Origin of the sequence: Geodermatophilus sp. DSM 45219, from assembly GCF_900104025.1 — a bacterium.
In the GTDB taxonomy this organism is placed as follows: domain Bacteria; phylum Actinomycetota; class Actinomycetes; order Mycobacteriales; family Geodermatophilaceae; genus Geodermatophilus.
Genome location: NZ_FNIQ01000007.1, coordinates 113,617 through 135,580 on the forward strand (window position 1 = coordinate 113,617; position 21,964 = coordinate 135,580).

Here is a 21,964-nt window from a genome sequence, read left to right on the forward strand (position 1 = left end):
CAGGGTCCCGCCGCGAGCGTGCGAGCGGTGGGGGGCGACGGGCGGAAGGACCCCGCCCTCCCCACCCTCCGCACGCTCAGGGCGGGTCCCGGGACGGGGCCTCAGTTCTCGCCGGCGGTGTGGGTGAGCAGGCCCTCGTTGATCTCGCGCAGGGCGATGGAGAGCGGCTTCTCCTGCGGAGCGGTGTCGACCAGCGGGCCGACGTACTCCAGCAGGCCCTCGGAGAGCTGGCTGTAGTAGGCGTTGATCTGGCGCGCGCGCTTGGCGGCGAAGATCACCAGGCCGTACTTGCTGCTGGTGCGCTCGAGCAGCTCGTCGATCGGCGGGTTGGTGATGCCCTCGGGGGCGGGTGCGACTCCGGACACGGGCGGGCGTGCTCCTCAGATCGGTTCGGCGGGCGGCGATGCGATGGCCCGCTGCTCGTGGGCGTCGCTGCTCGGGGCGGTGCCCGGCCACGGCGCAGTCAGCAATCCTACCAACTCGTCGGCGGCGCGGGCCACGTCGTCGTTGACGACCACCACGTCGAACTCCCCCGCTGCGTCCAGCTCGGCCTGCGCGATGGCCAGCCGGCGCTCCTGGACCGCCGGCGGCTCGGAGCCCCGGCCGGCCAGCCGGGACACCAGCTCCCCCCACGAGGGCGGGGCCAGGAACACCAGCTGGGCCTCGGCATCGCGCCCGCGGACCTGCCGGGCGCCCTGCAGCTCGATCTCCAGCAGCGCCGGGGCACCGGCGGCCAGGCGGGCGCGCACCGGGGCCACCGGCGTGCCGTAGCGGTTGCCGGCGTACTCGGCCCACTCGAGCAGGCCGTCCTCGGCGATCAGCCGGTCGAACTCGGCGTCACCGACGAAGTGGTAGTGCACCCCGTCGACCTCACCGGGACGGCGGGCGCGGGTGGTGACCGACACCGACACCCAGACCTCCGGGTGCCGGCGCCGGACCTCCGCCACGACCGTGCCCTTGCCGACCCCGGAGGGTCCGGAGAGCACGGTCAGCCGAGCCGGGGGGTGCTCCTCGGCAGCAGGTGCCACTCGTCGTCGTCCTCGACCTCCGGGTGCCTGGTCCTGCGGGTCAGCCCTCGACGGGTACCTGCTCGGCGGCGACCTTCTCGCCGCCGAACTCCGTCTCGAGGGCCCGCCGCTGGTTGGCACCCAGACCGCGCACCCGGCGGGTCGGGGAGATCTCGAGCCGCTCCATGATCTTCGCAGCCCGGGCCTTGCCCACGCCGGGCAGGGACTCCAGCACCGCGGAGACGCGCATCTTGCCGATCACCTCGTCGGTCTCGCCCTGGCGCAGGACGTCACCGACCGTGGCGCCCTTGCTCTTGAGCCGCTCGCGCAGCTCGGCTCGGGCCTTTCGGGCGGCCGCCGCCTTCTCGAGGGCCGCGGCGCGCTGTTCGGGGGACAGGTCAGGGAGGGGCATGGTGCGACCCAATCTGTCGTCGCCGGTCATCGGATCGACCGGCGGGGGCTCGGGCTGTGTCGGGGGCAGGACTCACTGCTGAGCCTGTCGGTCAACCTAGCTCCCGACATATGCGCAGGTCACGCCCGCTTGAACCCCGGGTTCCCGGCTTTCGGTGAGGGCGTCCCGACTCTGCGTCGAGCACTCCCGTCACGCGCGGTCATCGCCGCAGGTCAGCGGCTGCTGCGCCCCGTCCTCGTACGTCGGGGTATCGGACGGACCCGTGCCGACACGCCGCGGGCGACACGCCAGGGCCGGGAGGAAACCCGCTGGTGAGCGGCCGGACCGGCCGGTTCTGCCGGCCCGGCCCCGTCACCCGGCGAGGGCCGCGGCCCAGCGCGCGGCGGCGTCCCGCAGCCCGGCCGGGTCGGGCCCGGCGGCGAGCACGTCCCGGGAGACGGTGGGCACGACGGCGGTGTCGCGTCCGAAGAGCCGGCGCAGGTCGGCGACCGAGCCGCCCTGCGCACCCAGGCCCGGTGCGAGCACCGGGCCACCGAGTCCGGCCAGGTCCACGTCGAGCTCCGGCAGGGTCGCCCCGACGACGACGCCGAAGGAGCCGGAGCCGTCGTCGGCGTTCCAGCCGCGGACGGTGTCGACCACGACCTGGGCCACGCTCCTGCCCGGGCCGGACGGCGGCCCGCCCACCAGCGCGTGCTGCAGCGTCCCGGCGTCGGGGTTGGAGGTGCGGGCCAGCACGAACAGCCCGCCACCGTGCGCCCGGGCGGTGTCGACGGCCGGCTGCAGCGCCCCCGTGCCCAGGTAGGGGCTCACGGTGAGCGCGTCGGCGGCCATCGGGTGGTCCGGGCGCAGCACGTCGGCGTAGGCGTCCATCGTCGATCCGATGTCGCCGCGCTTGGCGTCGAGCAGCACCAGCGCACCGGCCGCCCGGGCGCGGGCGACGGCGTCCTCCAGCACCGCCAGCCCGCGGGAGCCGTGCCGCTCGTAGAAGGCCAGCTGCGGCTTGAGGACGGCGACGGTGCCGGCCAGGGCGTCGACGACGGTGTCGGTGAAGCGCGCCAGGCCCGCGGGGCTGTCGGGCAGGCCCCAGCGCGCCAGCAGCGGCACGTGCGGGTCGATGCCCACGCACAGTGGCCCGCGGGCGGCGACGGCGTCGGCGAGACGCTGCCCGAACGGCGCGGTCACCGCGTCACCGCCCGGGGCAGCGTCTCCCCCAGCGCGGCGACGCAGTCCCGGGCCAGGTGCGGGTCGGCGAACGCCCCGGAAGCCGACTGCACCGCGTCGGCGCCGGCCGCGAACAGCGCCTCGAACGAGGCCGGGTCGGTGACCCCGCCCATCGCCAGGACGTCGAAGTGCCGTCCGCCCGCCTCGCGGAGCGCGACCAGCCGGCGGGTGAGGTCGAGGGCCGAGTCGCGCACCGCGACGCCCGACAGCCCGGCGAGCTCGCGGCCGGGGAAGGTCGGCTCGCCGTCGCTGCGGCGCACCCGGCTCTGCAGCGTGTTGATGCCCGCGATCCCGTCGACCAGCGGCGCCAACCGGGGCACCAGCGCGGCCAGCCGGGCCTCGTCGAGCCAGGAGAGCTTGGCGACCAGCCCGGTGCGGTCGTCCAGCGCGCGGCGCACGCCCTCGACCACGGCGACGGTGGCGTCGGCGTCCAGGCACAGCGGCGGCTTGACCCCGGCAGCGGCCGAGGGGCTGAGCGTGTTGGGGCAGGACAGGTTCAGCTCGACGACGGTGCCGCCGGCCTCCTCGGCCAGCCGCGCGGTGCGGGCGAAGTCCTCGACCAGGGCGGTGCCGTCGCCCTCCCCCATCACGCTGACCAGCAGCAGCTGGTCCTCGCCCACGGCGGCCAGCGAGCGCTCGAGGTCGGGCATCCACTCCCCGGGGGCCGGGGAGGGGACGCCGAAGGAGTTGACCGTGCTGACGTCGGCCGAGCCGGGCGGCACCCAGTCCCACGGGTCGGCGGTGACGTCGGCGGCCGCACCCGCGGGCAGGCTGCGCGTCTCCCGGGCCGCGAACACCCAGTTGGGCCGGTCGTTGGGCGCGTGCGCGCGGCTGCGGACGGTCTTGTAGGTCAGCACGTTCCAGCCGTTGCCGGCGTTGTGCCGCACCCACGCCTCCCCGCCGTTGAGCACGCACGCCGGGATCCCGATCGGCAGGCCCACGTCGCGGCCGAGCACCCGCCAGCGCCGTCCCCCGGCCACCGGGCGCTCGGCCAGCCGGGGGCCGAGCGGGCGGTCGATGTTGTCCCGGTAGGAGCCCAGCACGTCGTAGGCCGGGGTGAGCACACCCGCCTCGGCGAGCACGTCCGCGGCGCCGGAGAGGAACAGCACCCGGGTGAGCAGCGGCAGGTCGTCGTCCGCCACGTCGTCCGTGGCCAGCCGGCGGGCCAGCCCCTCGGCCGCCGCGGCCAGCGCGTCGAGCTCGGCCTGCGGCGGCCGCCCGAACCGGGTCACCCCGGCGAGGAACGCCGTGGGCAGGTCATCGACCTGCCCACGGCGCGCCAGCTCGTCCCGCACCCGGCCGACCGTGCCGGTGCCCCCCGCACGCGCCAGGCTGCTCACGGGCGGGCGGCCAGCGCCGCGTGGACCTCCTGCAGGCTGCGGACGCCGATGTCGCCGCCGCGCAGCGCCTCGATGCCCTGCACGGCCGCGGCCATGCCCTGCACCGTCGTGATGCACGGGATCCCGGCGGCGACGGCGGCGGTGCGGATCTCGTAGCCGTCCAGGCGGGGCCCGCTGTTGCCGGGCGACCCGAAGGGCGTGTTGACGACGATGTCGACCTCGCCGGCCAGGATGCGCTCCACGACGTTGCCCGGCCCCTCGCTGAACTTTCCGACCACCTCGGCGGCGACACCGTTGCGGCGCAGCACCTGCGCGGTGCCGGCGGTCGCGAGGACCCGGAAGCCGAGGTCGGCCAGCCGCTTGACGGGGAAGACCGCCGAGCGCTTGTCGCGGTTGGCCAGGGAGACGAAGACCGTCCCCGCGGTCGGCAGCGAGCCGTAGGCGGCCGCCTGCGACTTGGCGAAGGCGGTGCCGAACTCCGCGTCGAGGCCCATGACCTCACCGGTCGACTTCATCTCCGGCGAGAGCACGGTGTCGACGCCGTGGCCCTCCACGGTGCGGAACCGGTGGAAGGGCAGCACCGCCTCCTTGACCGCGATCGGCGCGTGCTCGGGCAGGTCGGTGCCGTCACCGTTCGCGGGCAGCACCCCGGCCGCGCGGAGCGAGGCGATCGTCTCCCCCACCGCGATCCGGGCGGCCGCCTTGGCCAGCTGCACGGCGGTCGCCTTGGAGACGAACGGCACCGTGCGGCTGGCCCGGGGGTTGGCCTCGATGACGTAGAGGATGTCGTCCTTGATCGCGTACTGGACGTTCATCAGCCCGCGGACGCCGATGCGGGCGGCGAGCTTCTCGGTCGCCGCGCGGATCTTCAGCAGGTCCGCCGAACCCAGCGTGATCGGCGGCAGCGCGCACGCGGAGTCGCCGGAGTGGATGCCGGCCTCCTCGATGTGCTCCATGACCCCGCCGAGGTAGAGGTCGGTGCCGTCGTAGAGGGCGTCCACGTCGATCTCGACGGCGTCCTCCAGGAACCGGTCGACCAGCACCGGGTGGGCGGCGCTGACGTCGGTCGCCTTGGCGATGTAGGCCTCGAGGGTGGCGTCGTCGTAGACGATCTCCATCCCGCGGCCGCCCAGGACGTAGGACGGGCGGACCAGCACCGGGTAGCCGATGCCGGCGGCGATCTCCCGCGCCTCGGGGAACGTGGTGGCCATGCCGTGCTTGGGCGCGAGCAACCCGGTGTCGGCGAGGACGCGGGAGAACGCCCCGCGGTCCTCGGCGTCGTCGATGGCCTCCGGGGAGGTGCCCAGCACCGGGACGCCGGCGTCCTTGAGCCGCTGCGCGAGGCCCAGCGGGGTCTGCCCGCCGAGGGTGCAGATGACGCCGGCGACCGGGCCGGCCGCGCGCTCGGCCTCGACCACCTCGAGGACGTCCTCGAAGGTCAGCGGCTCGAAGTACAGCCGGTCGGCGGTGTCGTAGTCGGTGGAGACCGTCTCGGGGTTGCAGTTGACCATCACCGCCTCGTAGCCGGCGTCCTGCAGCGCCATGACGGCGTGCACGCAGGAGTAGTCGAACTCGATGCCCTGCCCGATCCGGTTGGGACCCGAGCCCAGGATCAGCACGGCCGGCTTCTCCCGCGGCTCGACCTCGGTCTCCTCGTCGTAGGAGGAGTAGTGGTAAGGCGTGCGGGCGGCGAACTCGGCGGCGCAGGTGTCGACGGTCTTGTAGACCGGCCGGACGCCGAGGCGCCGGCGCAGCGTGCGGACGCCGTCCTCCCCGGCCAGCTCGGGCCGCAGCGCAGCGACCTGCCGGTCGGACAGGCCGTGCCGCTTGGCCCGGCGCAGCAGCTCCGCGGTGAGGGACGGCGCGTCGCGGACCTCGGCGCCGACCTCCCCGATCAGGGCCAGCTGGTCGACGAACCACGGGTCGAAGCCGCTGGCCCCGGCGACCTGCTCGACGGTCGCCCCGGCGCGCAGCGCGGCCTCCGCAACGTAGAGCCGCCCGTCGACCGGGGTGCGCAGCGCCTCCAGCAGCTCGGCGGCCGACCGCTCGTCGTCCGGACCGGTCCAGAACCCGGCCACCTTCGTCTCGGTGGACCGCATCGCCTTGCCGAGCGCCTCGGGGAAGTTGCGGCCCATCGCCATGACCTCGCCGACGCTCTTCATCGTCGTGGTCAGCCGCGGGTCGGCGCCGGGGAACTTCTCGAAGGCGAACCGCGGGATCTTCACCACCACGTAGTCCAGCGTCGGCTCGAACGCGGCCGGGGTCTCGCCGGTGATGTCGTTGGTGATCTCGTCGAGGGTGTATCCGATGGCGAGCTTCGCGGCGATCTTGGCGATCGGGAAGCCGGTGGCCTTGGACGCCAGCGCGCTCGACCGCGACACCCGCGGGTTCATCTCGATCACGACCAGCCGGCCGGTCCCGGGGTGGACGGCGAACTGGATGTTGCAGCCGCCGGTGTCGACACCCACCTCGCGCAGCACCGCGATGCCGACGTCGCGCATCCGCTGGTACTCGCGGTCGGTGAGCGTCATCGCCGGGGCGACGGTCACCGAGTCGCCGGTGTGCACGCCCATCGCGTCGATGTTCTCGATCGAGCAGACGACGACGACGTTGTCGCTGCGGTCGCGCATCAGCTCCAGCTCGTACTCCTTCCAGCCGAGCACCGACTCCTCGATGAGGACCGTGTGCACCGGGGAGTCGGCCAGGCCGTGCCCGGCCATGCGCCGCAGCATCGGCTCGTCGGTGGCGATGCCGGAGCCGAGGCCGCCCATGGTGAAGCTGGGCCGGATGACCACCGGGTAGCCGACCTCGGCGGCGGTCTCCAGCGCCTCGTCGACGCTCGCGCAGACCCGCGAGCGCGGGGCGTCGGCGCCGATGGAGCGGACGATGTCCTTGAACATCTGCCGGTCCTCGCCGCGGTTGATCGCGTCGACGTCCGCGCCGATCAGCCGGACGCCGTACTTGTCCAGCACGCCGTTCTCGAACAGGCCGATCGCGATGTTGAGCGCGGTCTGCCCGCCGAGGGTGGCCAGCAGCGCGTCGGGGCGCTCCTTGGCGATCACCTTCTCGACGAACTCCGGCGTCAGCGGCTCCACGTAGGTGGCGTCGGCGATGTCCGGGTCGGTCATGATCGTCGCCGGGTTGCTGTTGACCAGGCTGACCCGCAGCCCCTCGGCCTTGAGCACCCGGCAGGCCTGGGTGCCGGAGTAGTCGAACTCGGCGGCCTGGCCGATGAGGATCGGCCCGGAGCCGATCACCATCACGTGCTGGATGTCGGTGCGCCTGGGCATCAGTTCTCCTCCCCCGTGCTCTGCTGCACCGTGGTGGGCGGGCTGACCGCGTCCCTGCCCTCGCGGGCGGACTCCATGAGGTCGACGAACCGCTGGAACAGCGGCGCGGCGTCGTGCGGGCCGGCGGCGGACTCGGGGTGGAACTGCACGCTGAACGCCGGCGCCTCCAGCAGGCGCAGGCCCTCCACGACGTCGTCGTTGAGGCCCACGTGGCTGACCTCGACCTGCCCGTAGGGGGTGTCGGTCGGCCGGTCGAGCGGGGCGTCGACGGCGAAGCCGTGGTTGTGGCTGGTGACCCGCACGGTGCCGCTGACCCGGTCGAGCACCGGCTGGTTGAGACCCCGGTGGCCGAAGCGCAGCTTGTAGGTGCCCAGGCCCAGCGCCCGGCCGAGGATCTGGTTGCCGAAGCAGATGCCGAACAGCGGACGGCGGGCGTCGAGGACCCCGCGCACCGCCTCCACCGCGTAGTCGGCGGCGGCCGGGTCGCCCGGGCCGTTGGAGAGGAAGACGCCGTCGGGGCCGTGCTCCAGCAGGTCCGCCGCGGTCGCGGTCGCCGGCAGCACGTGGGTCTCCACGCCGAGCTCGGCCAGGTGCCGTGGGGTGGCGGTCTTGATGCCGAGGTCGAGCGCGGCGATGGTGAACCGCCGCTCCCCCACCGCCGGGACGACGTAGGGGTCGTTGGCGGTGACGGCGGGCGCGAGGTCCGCACCGGTCATGCTCTCCGAGGCGCGCACGCGGGTCAGCAGCTCGTCGGCCGACAGGCCCTCGCTGCTGATGCCCGCGCGCATGGCGCCGCGGTCGCGCAGGTGCCGGGTCAGCGCGCGGGTGTCGATGCCGCTGATGCCGACGACGCCCTGACCGGCCAGCTCGTCGTCCAGGCTGCCGGTGGCCCGCCAGTTGGCCGGGCGGCGGGCGGGGTCGCGGACGACGAAGCCGGCCACCCACATGCGGCGGCTCTCGTCGTCCTCGCCGTTCACGCCGGTGTTGCCGATGTGCGGGGCGGTCATGACCACGATCTGGCGGGCGTAGCTGGGGTCGGTCAGCGTCTCCTGGTAGCCGGTCATCCCGGTGGCGAACACCGCCTCGCCCAGCGTCGTCCCGACCGCGCCGTAGGCCTCGCCGCGGAACGTGCGCCCGTCCTCCAGGACGAGCAGCGCCTCACTCACTGCGCCCCCCGTTCGGCTCCGCGGTCGCTCCGCTCCTCGCTCGCAGCGCTCGCTGCGATGCTCACTCCTTGTCGCCTCACCGGGTCGCCTTTCCGTCGAGCACGGTGGGGACGCCCCGCAGGAACGTCGCCACCACCCGGCCGGGCAGCTCCCGACCGGCATAGGGGCTGTTGCGGCTGCGGCTGGCCAGCGCGGCGGGGTCGACGACCGCGCGCGTGCCGGGGTCCAGCAGCAGCAGGTTGGCGGGCTCGCCCGGAGCCAGCGCCCGGCCGTGCCCGTCCAGTCGTCCGATGGCCGCCGGGCGGGCCGACATCCGGTCGGCGACCCCGCGCCAGTCGAGCAGGCCGGTGTCGACCATCGTCGCGACGACCACCGACAGCGCCTGCTCCAGGCCGAGCATCCCGGGGCGGGCGCTGGCCCACTCGGTCTCCTTGTCCTCGACGGCGTGCGGCGCGTGGTCGGTGGCGACCGCGTCGATCACGCCCTCGGCGAGACCGGCGCGCAGGGCCTCGACGTCGGCGTCGGTGCGCAGCGGTGGGTTGACCTTGAACAGCGGGTCGTAGCCCTCGGCGCACTCGTCGGTGAGCAGCAGGTGGTGCGGGGTGACCTCGGCGGTCACCTGGACCCCGCGCGACTTCGCCCACCGCAGGATCTCCACCGAGCCCGCCGTGGAGACGTGGCAGACGTGCAGCCGCGCGCCGACGTGCCCGGCGAGCAGCACGTCGCGGGCGATGATCGCCTCCTCCGCGGCGGCCGGCCAGCCGGTCAGGCCCAGGCGGGCCGAGCGGTCGCCCTCGTGCATCTGCGCGCCGACGGTGAGCCGCGGCTCCTCGGCGTGCTGGGCGACGACGCCGTCCAGCGCCTTGACGTACTCCAGCGCCCGGCGCATCAGCGCGGGGTCGGCGACGCAGTGCCCGTCGTCGGAGAACACCCGCACGCGGGCGGCGGAGTCGGCCATCGCACCGAGCTCCGCGAGGCGCTCGCCGGCGAGGCCGACGGTCACCGCCCCCACCGGGACGACGTCCACCAGGCCGGCCTCCTGGCCCAGCCGCCACACCTGCTCGACCACGCCGGCGGTGTCGGCGACCGGGTCGGTGTTGGCCATGGCGTGCACCGCGGTGTAGCCGCCGAGGGCCGCCGCGCGGCTGCCGGTCTCGACGGTCTCGGCGTCCTCCCGGCCCGGCTCGCGCAGGTGGGTGTGCAGGTCGACCAGGCCGGGCAGCGCGACCAGCCCGGCGGCGTCGACGACGTCGGCGCCGGGGACCGACAGGGAGTCGCCGATCGCGGCGATCCGGCCGTCCTGCAGCAGGATGTCGGCGACGTCCTCGCCGTAGGGGCGGGCGCCCTTGATCAACACGCTCACGAGGGCGCTCCTCCCAGCAGCAGGTAGAGCACGGCCATGCGCACGGAGACCCCGTTGCCGACCTGCTCGACGATCGTGGAGCGGGCGGAGTCGGCCACCTCGGCGGCGATCTCCATCCCGCGGTTCATCGGGCCCGGGTGCATGACGATCGCGTCGTCGCCCAGGGCCGCCATCCGGCGCGCGTCGAGGCCGTAGCGGCGGCTGTACTCCCGCGCGCTCGGGAAGAACGAGGCGTTCATCCGCTCGGCCTGGACCCGCAGCATCATCACCACGTCGGACTTGGGCAGCACGGCGTCCAGGTCGTAGGACACCTCCGCCGGCCAGCTGCCCACGCCGACCGGCAGCAGCGTCGGCGGCGCGACCAGGGTGACCTCGGCGCCGAGGGTGTGCAGCAGCCGCACGTTGGAGCGGGCCACCCGGCTGTGCAGCACGTCGCCGACGACGGCGACCCGCACGCCCTCGAGCCGACCCAGCCGCTGCCGGATCGTGTAGGCGTCCAGCAGCGCCTGCGTCGGGTGCTCGTGGGTGCCGTCGCCGGCGTTGACCACGCTGCCGCGCACCCAGTTGGCCAGCCGGTGCGGGGCGCCGGAGGCCGGGTGCCGGACGACGATCGCGTCGGAGCCCATCGCCTCCAGCGTCAGCGCGGTGTCCTTGAGGCTCTCGCCCTTGGAGACGCTGCTGCCCTTGGCCGAGAAGTTGAGGACGTCGGCGGAGAGGCGCTTGGCCGCCAGCTCGAAGGAGATCCGGGTGCGGGTGGAGTCCTCGTAGAAGAGGTTGACCACCGTCCGGCCGCGGAGGGTGGGCAGCTTCTTCACCTCGCGGCCGGCCAGCGCCTGGTCGATCTGCGCGGCGGTGTCGAGCACCAGGGTCGCGTCGGCGCGGTCCAGGTCGGCGGCCTCCAGCAGGTGCCGCTTCACCGGCTCCCCTCCTCGATCACGAGCACCTCGTCCGCGCCGTCGGTCTCGGCGAGGTGCACCTTCACCTGCTGGCTGCGGGACGTCGGCAGGTTCTTGCCCACGTAGTCGGCGCGGATCGGCAGCTCGCGGTGGCCGCGGTCGACCAGCACCGCCAGCTGCACCGCCCGCGGCCGGCCGACGTCCCGCAGCGCGTCCAGCGCGGCGCGCACCGACCGGCCGGAGTACAGGACGTCGTCGACCAGCACCACCAGCCGGCCGTCGATGCCGGCCTCGGGCAGCACGGTGTCCTCCAGCGCGCGGACGCCGCGCATCCGCAGGTCGTCGCGGTAGAGGGTGATGTCGACGGTGCCGACGTCGACCGGGCTGCCGGAGAACGCCTCGACGCGGCCGGCCAGCCGGCGGGCCAGCGGGGCGCCGCGGGTCGGGATCCCGACGAGGACGACGTCCGCCCCGGCGCACTTCTCGATGATCTGGTGGGCCATCCGGTCGACCACGCGGGCGACGTCGGCGGCGGAGAGGACTGCGGACGGCGACGGTGCGCCGTCGTGGGCAGGCTCGGTCGTGCTGGCCATCAGGCCTCCTTCCCCGCCTCACGGGACGGGTCGTTAAAGGAGTGGTCGGACCGGCGACGACGGTACTGCACGCAGCGGTGTGACCCGCGCCGCGCCGGGAGGCGGCACGATCGGGGCCCCTGTGACCCGGAGGAGTGTCCCGGTGTCCTCGGACCCGCTCGACCAGTACGCTCCGTGACGACACCCCCTCCACGACGACGGACAGTGAGCAGGAAGCGATGAGCACCGACTACTCGCGGGCCCTCGGTGCCCGGCTCCGCGCCATCCGCAACCAGCAGGGACTCTCGCTCCAGGGAGTCGAGGACAAGTCGCACGGCCGCTGGAAGGCAGTGGTCGTCGGCTCGTACGAGCGCGGCGACCGGGCGGTGACGGTGCAGCGGCTCTCCGAGCTCGCCGTCTTCTACGGCGTGCCGGTCTCCGAACTGCTGCCCGACCCGCGGCCGAGCTCGGCGGTCACCTCGACGACGAAGATCGTGCTGAACCTCGAGTCGCTGGGCTCGCTGCCCGCCGACGAGGCCGGTCCGCTGGCCCGCTACGCCTCCACGATCCAGGCGCAGCGGCACGACTACAACGGCAAGGTCCTCTCCATCCGGGCCGAGGACCTCAAGTCGCTGGCGATCATCTACGACATGAGCCCCGACGAGCTGACCAGCCGGCTCATCGAGTGGGGCGTCCTCTCCCCCGGCATGGAGAGCGTCGTCGGGTTCGGCGGCGACGAGGACGAGGACGAGGTCAACCCGAACTGGGAGCGCCGCCGCACTCCCCGCTGAGCATCGAGCAGTGAACGCCGAGGGCCCACTCCGACGATCGGAGTGGGCCCTCGGTGTCCAGCGGACGCCCCGGGTCAGGGGGCGGTGAGCGCCGGCAGCGGCAGCGAGGACACCGGCGGGGTCAGCCGGCTGTCGGCCGGGACCGGGAACGGGTGCCCGAGGACGGCGAGCCGGCCGCGGACCTGGTTCTGCGCCTGGCAGTCCGAGACGCACTCGGTGGGCGGGTTGGCCACCTCGACGGCGTCCTCACCGGTGACGAAGCCCATCCGACCGCCGCTGGCCACGTCCCACACCGACACCCGCCCGCAGTGGTCGACGTCCGGGGCGACCGCGGCTCCGCAGTCGGGCTGGTCGACCCGTTCGGCGACCTGGGCGCTGTCTCGCGCGACGAAGCGCGGCGAGGCGTCGTTGCCGATGTTGACCCGCGGGGAGACCTGGACGCAGAAGCGGCTCGGCGGGCCGGTCTCCGCGCTGGTGCAGGCCGAGCCGAGGAACTGGCCGGCCCGGGCGCGGAAGTTCGGGTTGTCGAAGTAGAACGGGGCCACCGCGCCCCCGCCGGTGGCGAGGGTGTGCACGATGCGGGTCCGCGTCCCGTCGGCCCGCTCGGGCTCCATCTGGAAGATGCCGCCCTGCGCGCAGTCCTTCGACTGGATCTTCACCGACACCCCGGCGCCCGCCCGCTGCACGACCAGGTCCTCCTCCTCGAGCGTCACCGTGAGGTCCCCGGCCAGGGTCAGGCCGCGGTGGTCGGGCACCTTGCTGGCGAAGACCGGGGTGAACCGGCCGCCGGTCATGTCCAGCCGGTTGGCTGCCCCGGTGAAGGCGTAGTCGAAGAGCGCGAAGTCGCTCGTCCGCACGACGTACTGGTTGTAGCGGCCCTGCACCAGGATCCGGCTGCCGAGGCTCGCGGCCGGCACCGTCGTGACCGTCTCCCGCTCACTGGCCCGGGCCACCACGCGCTGGCTGTCGAGGTCCACCAGCCGGTAGCCGCCGCCCTCGCACGCCTTGGACGACGCGGCCTGGGCCGGCGAGGTCAGCGCCAGCAGCGGGACCGCGAGCGCGAGGGTCATGACGGCGGCGCGCCAGCGGCGCCGTGCGGGTACGGGTGTTCTCATCTGTCCTCCAGGGGTCGGGATGCCCGCTCACCCTGGTGATCACGAAGAAAGCCCGGCCAGTGGCCGATGGTCGTACGACGTCGACGTCGACGTCGACGTCAGGAACGCGCCAGGACCGCCGGCGGCAGCATCGCCCCCAGGTCCGCGCGGCTGCTGATCCCCAGCTTGGCGTAGGCGTGCGAGAGGTGGGTCTCCACCGTGCGCACCGACACCACGAGCCGGTCGGCGATCGCCTGGTTGCTCAACCCCGCACTGGCCAGTCGGGCGACCTCCTGCTCACGGGCGGTCAACGCCGGCAGTGCCAGGACGTCGAGCGCCGGCCCCTGGGTCACGCCGCACTCGCGCGCGAAGGTGGCCGCCCGCAGGCGGGCTGCGGCCGCCGCTCGACGTTCCCCGCGCCGCTCGTAGGCCGAGGCGGCCTCGGTCGCCGCGTCCGCCGCCAGCAGCAGCGCTCCGGTCTGCTCGAAGCGCGAGCTCACCTCGTCCAACCCCTCGGCGGACTCGGCGACAGCGGCCGCCGCGTGCGCGGCGAGGTCGGCCATGAACGGTGCGTCCAGTCGCTCGGCCTGCTCGTACAGCCGGTCGATGATCCTCGGTCCCTGTCCCAGCCGGAGGCCCTCGTGCAGCAGGACCGCCTCGACGGCTTCCTGGCCCTGACCAGCGGCCAGCGCCGCAGCCTCGAGCACGAGGACACCGGCCTGGCCCCTCCGGCCCTCCGCGGCGGCGACCCATGCTTCAGCCATGCGCCGCAGCGGGGCGAACACCGCCATCGCCCCGGCACAGGCCGGCTGCGGGCCGTCGATCAGCCGGCGGGCGTCGCGGACGTCTCCGACGAGCGCTCGCGACGCCGCCAGGGCGGACCGGCACAGCGGGAGCAGGCAGATCGGATCCCGATCCTGGAGAGCCGGCAACGCCTCGGCCAGCCACCGGCTCGCCACCCGCGGCCGCCCGCTGGCCAGAGCCGCCCACCCCTGGTGGACGCAGGCGATCGCATCCCCGATCCACTCGGGCGCCGTCGCCAGGTTCTGCCGGTGCAGCTCGGCCGCCCGCTGCTCGAGTCGGCAGAACCGTCCGCTCAGTCCCAGCGCCAGGATCTCCGCCTGTGCGAGCGCCACCCGCGTGTGGATCCGTTCCGCCGGATCGGGATGGGAGTCGAGCGCCAGCCGGCCCGACTCCACGGTGGTCAGCGCCTGCGCCGTCCGGCCGGTCACCGCCAGGCCGGCTGCGACCGCGGCCGCCGCGAGCGCGTGGGCGGCGCCGGTGGGTGCGGACAGCACGGTCGTGCCCCGCTGCACCGCTCGGTGGGGATCCCCACCGAGGAAGGCCAGCATCGCCTCGGCTGCGGCGAGGAGGCCGCGCGCCTCGTCGTCCTGCACGGTGGCACGGGCCTCGCTGAGCACTGCCCCCGCCTGGTCGGCCTGCCCCAGCCCGCAGAACAGGGTCAGCGCCCGCGCCGCTGCCAACCGCGCCCGGTCGTCGTCGGAGCTCGCCGCGGGTGCTGCGGCCGCTGCCAGCCGTTCTGCGGGCGCCGACCGGCCCTGCCATCGGACGGCCTCGATCAGCGTCGCGTGGGCCGGGAACCCGCTGCCCTCCTCGACGGCGGCCCGGGCCAAGCGCTCGGCGAGGGGGAGGTCCAGCTGCGCGACCGCGCGACGGGCACCAGCGGTGAGCAGGGGGCCGCTGTTCGCGGTGGCCCCGCTGTCGAGCAGCACGACGGCGCGGTGCAGGAGGTGGTCGTCGCGTCCACCGACGTCCTGGGCCCGGGCCAGCCGGCGACGGATCCGCTGCCGCGCAGCCTGCGGGACGAGGCCCCGGACCACCTCGGTGTACAGCGGGTGGGCGACCCGCACCTCTCCGGATCCACCCACGTCGTCCTCGATCGTGCCGCGCCTCTCCAGAGCGGTGACGGCGTCCGGAGTGCTGAGCTCCACCAGCTGTTCCACGCTGCAGGTCCCGGCAGTACCGAGGACCTGCAGGGCCCGCCACTCGTCGGCGTCCAGGTCCCCGAGGTGGGTCAGGACGATCTCCGAGAGACGTTGGGACGGGACCATCTCCCCGACCCAGTACCAGAGGTCCTCGTACTGCCGCAGCCGGCCGGAGCGAAGGCCGTCCTCCACGAGTTCGTGCAGGTACAGCGGGTTCCCCCCGCTCAGCCGCCACAGCCGCTCGACGGTCCGGGTCTGCACCTGACCGTCCACGCACTGGCCGACCAGCAGTGCGGCGTCCTCACGCTGGAGCGGCTGCAGCTCGATGCGGGTGGCCAGCCCGTCCTTCCACAGGGTCGCCGCCGGGTCCTGGACCGCGTTGCCGGTGCGGACCGTCAGGACCAGGTTCACCGCTCCCCCGGCAGCGAGCTGGTGCAGCAGGGTGACCGACAGGGGATCGAGGAGGTGGACGTCGTCGACGCCCAGAACGCTCAGCGGTCCGGCCCGGTCGCCGACGATGGCCCTGGTCGCCTGCTGCAGGAGCGCCAGGGTGTCCGCCCCGGTGTCGATGGTGGGGAGCAGGTGGGCGAGGGCGCCGAGCGGCACCCGCGCAGCAGCCCTCGTCCCCGCGGCCCAGCGGGTGACACGTCCCTCTCGCTCCGCCAGGACCAGCGCCTCCCGGGCGAGCCGGGTGCGCCCGACGCCCGATGGCCCCACGATCACCAGGTTGCCCGGAGGGTCGGCGCCCAACGCGCCGATGATGATCTGGCAGGCGGCATCCCGCCCGAGCAGCAGCGCGCGCTCCCCGGCCATCAGTCCGTCGGAGCAGGGATCGCGGTCCGGCTCTCCGGTGGATCCCCCCTGCCCGGATCCAGCCACTGCCGGGTGCGGACGTGCACGAGAACGATCATGAGCGCTGGCTCCCCCCGGGCCAATGTGCGAAGCGGCCCTGTCGCGCAGAGTAGTGACGGTTTCGCCACGGAGCCGTCTCATCACGGGCCGTCTTGCGTTCCCCCTGGATCAGGACGAAGCGGACGGCCCGGTCACCACAGAAGGTCACGGAAATCTCACCGAGAGATGCTGCGGAACGGTCGCGGTCAGCCTGGGCGCCCAGGTCCCGCCACGCCGTCCCTGAGACGCGTCCGACGGTCGGCACCGGTGTCGTGGAGGTGCCGCCGCCGGGCACTACGTGGTCGGACGCCATTCGTACGTGACCCACCGCGCTGAGAATCCGTGCGCCCCGACGTCATCTCGGTGGCGCTCACCGATGCTCGGACGCCGACCTCTCGTCAGGATCGGGTTCGCCGATATCGACAAGGGAATCGGCGGCCAGTCGAGCCGGAAATGGACTCGTGCCTGCGGGCTGCCCTGTACCAGCAGTCACCGGCTCTTCTGGCACCACTTCGTCGAGGACATCCCAGGAGGAACCATGTTCGAGGACCAGACCGTCGACCTGCTGCCGGCACGGACCACCCTGCAGGCCGGAGCGGGCGGCAACGGCGGTAACGGCGGTCGCGGCGGAGACGCCGTCGCCGTGTCGGCCGCGGTCATCTTCGTCGGTGGCGACGTGGACGACAGCACGCTGACGGCGACGGCCGGTGACGCCACGGCGACCGGTGGCGCCGGTGGCGCCGGTGGCGACGGTGGCGCCGGTGGCAACGACTGATCGCTGACCGCCGCTCGTGGCACCGCACCGACGACAGCGCATCGGTGACGGCGTGCCGCTGAACCGGTGACGAGGAGGGGCGACCGGGCACCGGTCGCCCCTCCTCCCGTCTCCGCCGCAGGTCCTGGACGGACGCCGGGATCGGGCCACCCCCTCCGCGCACTCCACCGCGCGGCGGTCGCACCGCCTGCGATGACATTTCCCCCGCCTCGTGCGTCGAACTGGGCTACGTGGTCGGCACCTCCGTGTACGTACTGGCACGCGGGTGGTTCCGTGTTCGCGTGCCGCAATCCCCGTGATGCACGACGTTGCCTGGACGTGTCCGGCTCGTCAGGATCGGTCGGGCCAACACCGGAATGGTGTCGATCTCAACGGGGTGATCCGCTCTCGGGTGGATGGGAACGAATTCGGCTTGTTGTGGCTCCCTCTCGGGCCGCATTCACGGCGGCCTCGGTTTCCGGACGCCATCACCTCGTGTCCTCGGCACCATCTCGTCAAGGACATCCAGGAGGAACAATGTTCGAAGACCAGACCATCGAGCTGCTGCCCGCACGGACCACCCTGCAGGCGGGCTGGGGCGGGAACGGCGGTAACGGCGGTCGCGGCGGAGACGCGCTCGCCGCCTCGACCGCGGTCGTCATCATCTACGGCGACGTGATCGACAGCGAGATCACGGTGATCTCGGGTGACGCGACCGCGACCGGCGGCGCCGGTGGCGCCGGCGGCGACGGCGGCTCGGGTGGCGACGACAACGACTGATCGCTGGGCGTCGACAGCGGCACCGCGTCGATGACGACGGCCTGCCGCTGAACCGGTGAGGAGGAGGGGCGACCAGGCACCGGTCGCCCCTCCTTCCGTCCGATCCGGGTCCTCGGACCCGGCAGAGCTGAGGTGAGCTGGATGACGACCCTGACCGACGACGGGCAGAGCCCGCCCACGCCCGTCGGGGGAGACCCCGGGCGCCGGCTCGCCGAGGGCACGGAGCTGCTCGGGGAGTACCAGGACTCCGGGTACCGGACGCCCAAGTTCCTGGTGCGACGGGCCGACGGCCAGGTCATGCAGCTGCCACTGCTCCTGTACCGGGTGGCCTGCTCCCTGGACGGTCGCGACGCCGGGCGCATGGCCACGGACCTGAGCGCCGAACTCGGCCAGGACCTGACCGCCGAGCAGGTGTCGTACCTGGTCGAGGAGCGGCTCCGACCGGCCGGCCTCATCGCCCCCGACCACACCGACACCGACGACCCCGGCACGGTCACGGCCCCGACCCGGTCCGATCCCCTGCTGGCACTCCGTTACCGGAAGACCGTGGTCCCGGCAGGGGTCACGTGGCGCATCGCCGGCGTCTTCCGGGTGTTCTTCAGGCGTCCCGCATGGGTGGCGGCGCTGGCCACCTTCCTGGCCCTGGACGCGCTCGTCCTCCTGCAGGGCGACTTCGTGGACCGTGTCACGGCGGGCGCGACGACGCTGGTCCACCGACCGGAGCTGACCCTCGTCCTCCTCACGCTCCTGGTCCTCTCGATGGTCTTCCACGAGATCGGCCACGTCACGGCGTGCCGCTACGGCGGGGCTCGTCCTGGCGACATGGGGGTCGGCCTGTACCTCGTCTGGCCGGCCCTCTACAGCACGGTGACCGACACCTACCGCCTGGGTCGGGTCGGACGGCTGCGCACGGACCTCGCGGGCGTCTACTTCAACGCCGTCTTCATGGCCGTCCTGACCGGCTTGTACCTCCGCACGGACGCGACCTGGCTGCTCCCGGGGATCCTGCTCATGCACGTCCAGGCCGCCCAGCAGTTCCTGCCGAGCATCCGGTTCGACGGCTACTACATGCTCGCCGACCTGGCCGGGGTGCCGGAACTGTTCAACTACGTGGGCCCAGTGCTGAGGAGCCTGGTCCCGGGCCGACCCGCACATCCACGGGTGCAGGAGCTGCGGCCCCGCCCACGGCGGCTGATCGCGGTCTGGGTCGCCGTGACCGTTCCGATGCTGCTGTTCTACCTGATCACCTTCCTCCTCGTCGTGCCGAGGGTCCTGCCGGTGGTGTGGGACGTGCTGCTCGAGTACCAGAGCCGGATGGAGGCGGCGATGCGGGCCGGCGACGTCACGACCGTCGCCCTGAGCGTGTTCCAGCTCCTCCTCATCCTCCTGCCATGGGCGGGCGCCGCCCTGGTGATCGCCATGCTCCTGGGGATCCTGCGTCGCTTCGGCGATGCGCGGGGTTGGGCGTGGGCCGCCCCAGGGCGGTGGAGCGCCGTCCGGCGGTACGCAGCGTTCGTGGGGGTCACCGGGCTCGCCGGTGCGCTCGTCGGGCGCGTGGCGCACGCGGCCGGGTCGGCTCCGACGTCGACCCCTCACACCGGGGCGGGCGGCCGGGACGTCGACGTGCTGATCAGCAGCCCGGCGCTCGCGGTGCTGACCTGCACCGTGCTGGTCGTCAGCTTCCTGACATCGGCCGCACTGCTCCGGTGGCGGCTGTCGGCGGTCGTCGTGCCGCTGGCCGTGGTCGCGGCGATGGGACCCGCCGTGTCGATCCTGGCCACTCCGTCCCCTGCCGTGGTGGGTGTGGCGTGGACGGCGCTGGGGACGACGATCCTGGTGACGGCGAACCGGCTCGGTGTCAGCGCTGGTCGACGAGGACCACGGTCGGTGCCGTGGCACCGTGTCCTGATCGGAGCGGGGGTGGTGGCCATCGCCGCCGGTGTGGCGACGACGCCGCTGCTGGCGCTGCCGCTGGCAGTGGGTGCTGCGCTCCTGGCCATCAGGACGGGGTGGCACAGCCACGGGCCGATGCGCGAGTGGGTTCTGTCGATGGTCGGCCTGCTCGGGGTCACCGCGCTGGCCGCCCTGGCCACGCCTGCCCTGCTCCGGACGATCCCGAGCGCGCTGTCCCCCGCGGGGCATCAGGTCATCCTGCTGATCGCGGGGCTGACGGTGATAGGCGCGTCGATGATCCGCGAGCTCCGGTGGCCGGCCGCCGCCCTCGCTCTCGTCGTCCTGATCGCCGTCGTTCCCGCGCTCGGCGTCGCCGCCGCCGCTCCCCTCGTGCTCTGCTCGACCGCCGTGCTCGGTGCGCTCCTCGTCCAGGCGCTGACGTGTCACCCGGTGGAGGAGCGGCCGCATCCGCTGCTCAGGGCACTGCTCGTCGTCCCGACCCTCGTCTTCGTGATCGTCGGGGCCCTCCTCTGATCGCGCCGATGCGGTAGGCGTGTCCCGGCTGCGGGGGCCTCGGGCGACTGCTGCACGCAGCGTGGGCGGGTCCCGGGTCGGCCCCGCGGCCCGCCGACGTGGGAACCGGAAGGGCCGGACCGTCCCCAGCCAGGTCCGCGAGCACGTCGATCGGCACCACCACTCCACCCTGACCGGTTCCACCTCGCCGTCAGCCGCGCCGTCAGGGGCGTCCGGCGGGAGTCGCTGCTCGACGCCGGCCGTTGGTGCCCGGCCGGGGCGGCCGTGCGCCGACGGCGGTCACGACCACGGTGAGCACCGCCGCGGCGTCACGGCACGTCTCCGGGTCGGCCATCACGGGAGGCGTCGAGCGTGGCCTCCCCGACCGCACGCCTCCGGGCGGCGCAACGGCTACGACGATCGAACCCACCCACCAGGCTCGATCCGACCGCGCGCCCCGGGGGATCCCATGAGCTGTTCCCGGTCCGCGTCGAAGTGGACCGGAAATGGCACTCACCACGAGTGACTATCGGTGCTGCGAGGAGCACACTATTACCGAGCGGAGGTCATTTCTGATGACACCGTCGACGTTCCGACACAATCTTGGAGGTAGTCTTGCGATTCTCGATCTCCGGTGATTCCCTCGGGGGCACCACGCGGGCCACCAAGCTCTGTGCGGATGCCCTCGTCCCGGCGCTGGTGCTCATGGCCTGCTCGACCTCTGCCGATCCGAGCAGTGTGGGAAGCGCTGGCGTCACAGCCGGCGCCGTGAGCGCGAACGGCTCCCCCGGTGCGGACGGCTCCCCCGGTGCGGACGGCTCCCCCGGTGCGGACGGCTCCCCCGGTGCGGACGGCTCCCCCGGTGCGGACGGCTCCCCCGGTGCCGATGCCGGTGCCATGAGCACCGCCTCCTGCTCGGAGGGCTCATGCGCGGTGACGCTCGCGGGCACCGGCTCACGCGTTCAGGTCCTCGGTACGACGATCTCGTTCCAGGACATCCGCGACGGCCAGGCGGTCCTGCGCGTCGATGACCAGGACATCACCTGCACCGAGGGGCAGCGCGCATCAGCCGGTCCCGTGACGCTGACGTGCACGGACGTCACGAGCGACACCGTCACCATGACCGTCTCGCCCGCCTGAGGTCAGCGCCCTGAGCGGAGGCGAGTCGGTCGACGGCGAAGGTCATCCGCTCGGCGCCGATCACCTGGGGAGGCGGAGGCCGTCGACACCGGCGACGGCACGCGCCCACGAGGGACACCGAGGTGGGGCGGCAGTCCCGACGGACCTCGGTCGCAGGCCGTGGCAGACGGACCGGCCTCCCACCTCCACCGGGCCCGTGCTCGGGCGGCGCCTGCCCTCCCGGCTCCGGCCTCATGGGCAGGCCTTCCGGTGAGCAGCAGTTCATCCTGTGCGGATCCGCGGGGACCGTTGACGTGCGTGTCCCCGTTCGCGACTACGTAGTCCGCTCCCACATATCCGTGTACGTGCACTGTCATCTCGGTGGCGCTCGACGTTGCCTGGAGGTCGGACTCTCGTCAGGATCGAATCCGCCGACATCGACACGGTGATCGGCGGCCAGCCGGGCCGGGAATGGACACAGCGCGCCTGCGCGCTTCCTTCACAAGGGCATTCCGGCTCTTCTGGCACGATTTCGTCGAGGACGTTCCAGGAGGAATCATGTTCGAGGACCAGACCGTCGACCTGCTGCCCGCACGGACCACCCTGCAGGCCGGAAACGGCGGTGCCGGCGGTGCGGGCGGTCGCGGCGGAGACGCCGTCGCCATCTCGGCCGCGGCCATCTTCGTCCAGGGCAACGTGGACGACAGCGACCTGTCGGCGACGTCGGGTGTTGCCACGGCGACCGGCGGCGACGGCGGCGCCGGTGGCGCCGGTGGCGTCGGTGGCGACGACTGATCGCTGACCCCTGCTGGCGGCACCGCACCGATGACACTGTGCCGATGACGGCGTGCCGCTGAACCGGTGACGAGGAGGGGCGACCGGGCACCGGTCGCCCCTCCTCCCCCTGTCTCCACGG

At 73.5% G+C, this 21,964-nt stretch carries 18 protein-coding genes; 6 read left to right on the forward strand and 12 right to left on the reverse strand.

The window, feature by feature from the left end:
- Window positions 1-101: 101 nt before the first annotated feature.
- From rpoZ to pyrR, 10 genes are all read right to left on the reverse strand, one after another.
- On the reverse strand, window positions 102-365 hold the full coding sequence (gene rpoZ, locus BLR12_RS20820; RefSeq protein WP_012949163.1) for a DNA-directed RNA polymerase subunit omega: 264 nt from the start codon (window positions 363-365) through the stop codon (window positions 102-104).
- 15 nt (window positions 366-380) lie between these two features.
- Window positions 381-1,028 carry a guanylate kinase gene (gene gmk / locus BLR12_RS20825; protein WP_091382143.1) on the reverse strand — a complete coding sequence of 216 codons (648 nt, stop codon included), beginning with the start codon at window positions 1,026-1,028 and terminating at the stop codon, window positions 381-383.
- Between the two features lie 40 nt (window positions 1,029-1,068).
- The gene (mihF, locus tag BLR12_RS20830; RefSeq protein ID WP_091217915.1) at window positions 1,069-1,419 is read right to left on the reverse strand and encodes an integration host factor, actinobacterial type; all 351 of its coding nucleotides are present in this window, start codon (window positions 1,417-1,419) and stop codon (window positions 1,069-1,071) included.
- A 351-nt stretch (window positions 1,420-1,770) separates the two neighbouring features.
- Window positions 1,771-2,601 carry an orotidine-5'-phosphate decarboxylase gene (pyrF, locus tag BLR12_RS20835; RefSeq protein WP_091382145.1) on the reverse strand — a complete coding sequence of 277 codons (831 nt, stop codon included), beginning with the start codon at window positions 2,599-2,601 and terminating at the stop codon, window positions 1,771-1,773.
- A complete protein-coding gene (locus BLR12_RS20840; protein WP_255363678.1) occupies window positions 2,598-3,935 on the reverse strand; it encodes a beta/alpha barrel domain-containing protein in 1,338 nt (445 codons plus the stop codon). Before BLR12_RS20840 ends, pyrF begins: the two co-directional genes overlap by 4 nt.
- A gap of 41 nt (window positions 3,936-3,976) precedes the next feature.
- The gene (gene carB / locus BLR12_RS20845) at window positions 3,977-7,270 is read right to left on the reverse strand and encodes a carbamoyl-phosphate synthase large subunit (protein WP_091382146.1); all 3,294 of its coding nucleotides are present in this window, start codon (window positions 7,268-7,270) and stop codon (window positions 3,977-3,979) included.
- Window positions 7,270-8,436: a glutamine-hydrolyzing carbamoyl-phosphate synthase small subunit gene (gene carA, locus BLR12_RS20850; RefSeq protein WP_091382148.1), complete on the reverse strand. Its 1,167-nt coding sequence runs from the start codon at window positions 8,434-8,436 to the stop codon at window positions 7,270-7,272. The genes carB and carA overlap by 1 nt, the downstream gene beginning before the upstream one ends.
- 76 nt (window positions 8,437-8,512) lie before the next feature.
- Window positions 8,513-9,799: a dihydroorotase gene (locus tag BLR12_RS20855; protein WP_091382150.1), complete on the reverse strand. Its 1,287-nt coding sequence runs from the start codon at window positions 9,797-9,799 to the stop codon at window positions 8,513-8,515.
- Window positions 9,796-10,716, reverse strand: a complete 921-nt coding sequence (locus tag BLR12_RS20860) for an aspartate carbamoyltransferase catalytic subunit (RefSeq protein WP_091382151.1) — start codon at window positions 10,714-10,716, stop codon at window positions 9,796-9,798. The genes BLR12_RS20855 and BLR12_RS20860 overlap by 4 nt, the downstream gene beginning before the upstream one ends.
- Window positions 10,713-11,288, reverse strand: a complete 576-nt coding sequence (pyrR, locus tag BLR12_RS20865) for a bifunctional pyr operon transcriptional regulator/uracil phosphoribosyltransferase PyrR (RefSeq protein ID WP_091382153.1) — start codon at window positions 11,286-11,288, stop codon at window positions 10,713-10,715. The genes BLR12_RS20860 and pyrR overlap by 4 nt, the downstream gene beginning before the upstream one ends.
- Before the next feature lie 218 nt (window positions 11,289-11,506).
- Here pyrR and BLR12_RS20870 point away from each other — a divergent pair, with 218 nt between their 5' ends.
- Window positions 11,507-12,058 (forward strand): transcriptional regulator BldD, encoded by a 552-nt coding sequence (locus BLR12_RS20870; RefSeq protein ID WP_091217936.1) that lies wholly within the window; start codon window positions 11,507-11,509, stop codon window positions 12,056-12,058.
- Window positions 12,059-12,132: 74 nt separating this feature from the next.
- On the opposite strand, the gene BLR12_RS20875 is transcribed toward BLR12_RS20870, so the two are convergent.
- Complete coding sequence (locus BLR12_RS20875) at window positions 12,133-13,173, reverse strand: hypothetical protein (RefSeq protein WP_218120775.1); 1,041 nt, start codon at window positions 13,171-13,173, stop codon at window positions 12,133-12,135.
- A gap of 98 nt (window positions 13,174-13,271) precedes the next feature.
- Entirely contained in the window at window positions 13,272-15,911 is a 2,640-nt protein-coding gene (locus BLR12_RS20880) for a helix-turn-helix transcriptional regulator (RefSeq protein WP_091382156.1), read from the reverse strand.
- A 616-nt stretch (window positions 15,912-16,527) separates the two neighbouring features.
- Here BLR12_RS20880 and BLR12_RS20885 point away from each other — a divergent pair.
- The 5 genes from BLR12_RS20885 to BLR12_RS20905 all read left to right on the forward strand — a co-directional run bounded on the left by BLR12_RS20885 (window position 16,528) and on the right by BLR12_RS20905 (window position 21,843).
- On the forward strand, window positions 16,528-16,764 hold the full coding sequence (locus BLR12_RS20885; protein ID WP_091382158.1) for a hypothetical protein: 237 nt from the start codon (window positions 16,528-16,530) through the stop codon (window positions 16,762-16,764).
- A gap of 516 nt (window positions 16,765-17,280) precedes the next feature.
- Entirely contained in the window at window positions 17,281-17,523 is a 243-nt protein-coding gene (locus BLR12_RS20890; RefSeq protein ID WP_091382160.1) for a hypothetical protein, read from the forward strand.
- A 141-nt stretch (window positions 17,524-17,664) separates the two neighbouring features.
- Window positions 17,665-19,950 carry a hypothetical protein gene (locus tag BLR12_RS20895; RefSeq protein WP_091382161.1) on the forward strand — a complete coding sequence of 762 codons (2,286 nt, stop codon included), beginning with the start codon at window positions 17,665-17,667 and terminating at the stop codon, window positions 19,948-19,950.
- A gap of 594 nt (window positions 19,951-20,544) precedes the next feature.
- Window positions 20,545-21,069 carry a collagen-like triple helix repeat-containing protein gene (locus tag BLR12_RS24730; RefSeq protein WP_218120776.1) on the forward strand — a complete coding sequence of 175 codons (525 nt, stop codon included), beginning with the start codon at window positions 20,545-20,547 and terminating at the stop codon, window positions 21,067-21,069.
- 537 nt (window positions 21,070-21,606) lie between these two features.
- On the forward strand, window positions 21,607-21,843 hold the full coding sequence (locus BLR12_RS20905; RefSeq protein WP_091382165.1) for a hypothetical protein: 237 nt from the start codon (window positions 21,607-21,609) through the stop codon (window positions 21,841-21,843).
- The last annotated feature ends 121 nt before the right edge of the window (window positions 21,844-21,964 follow it).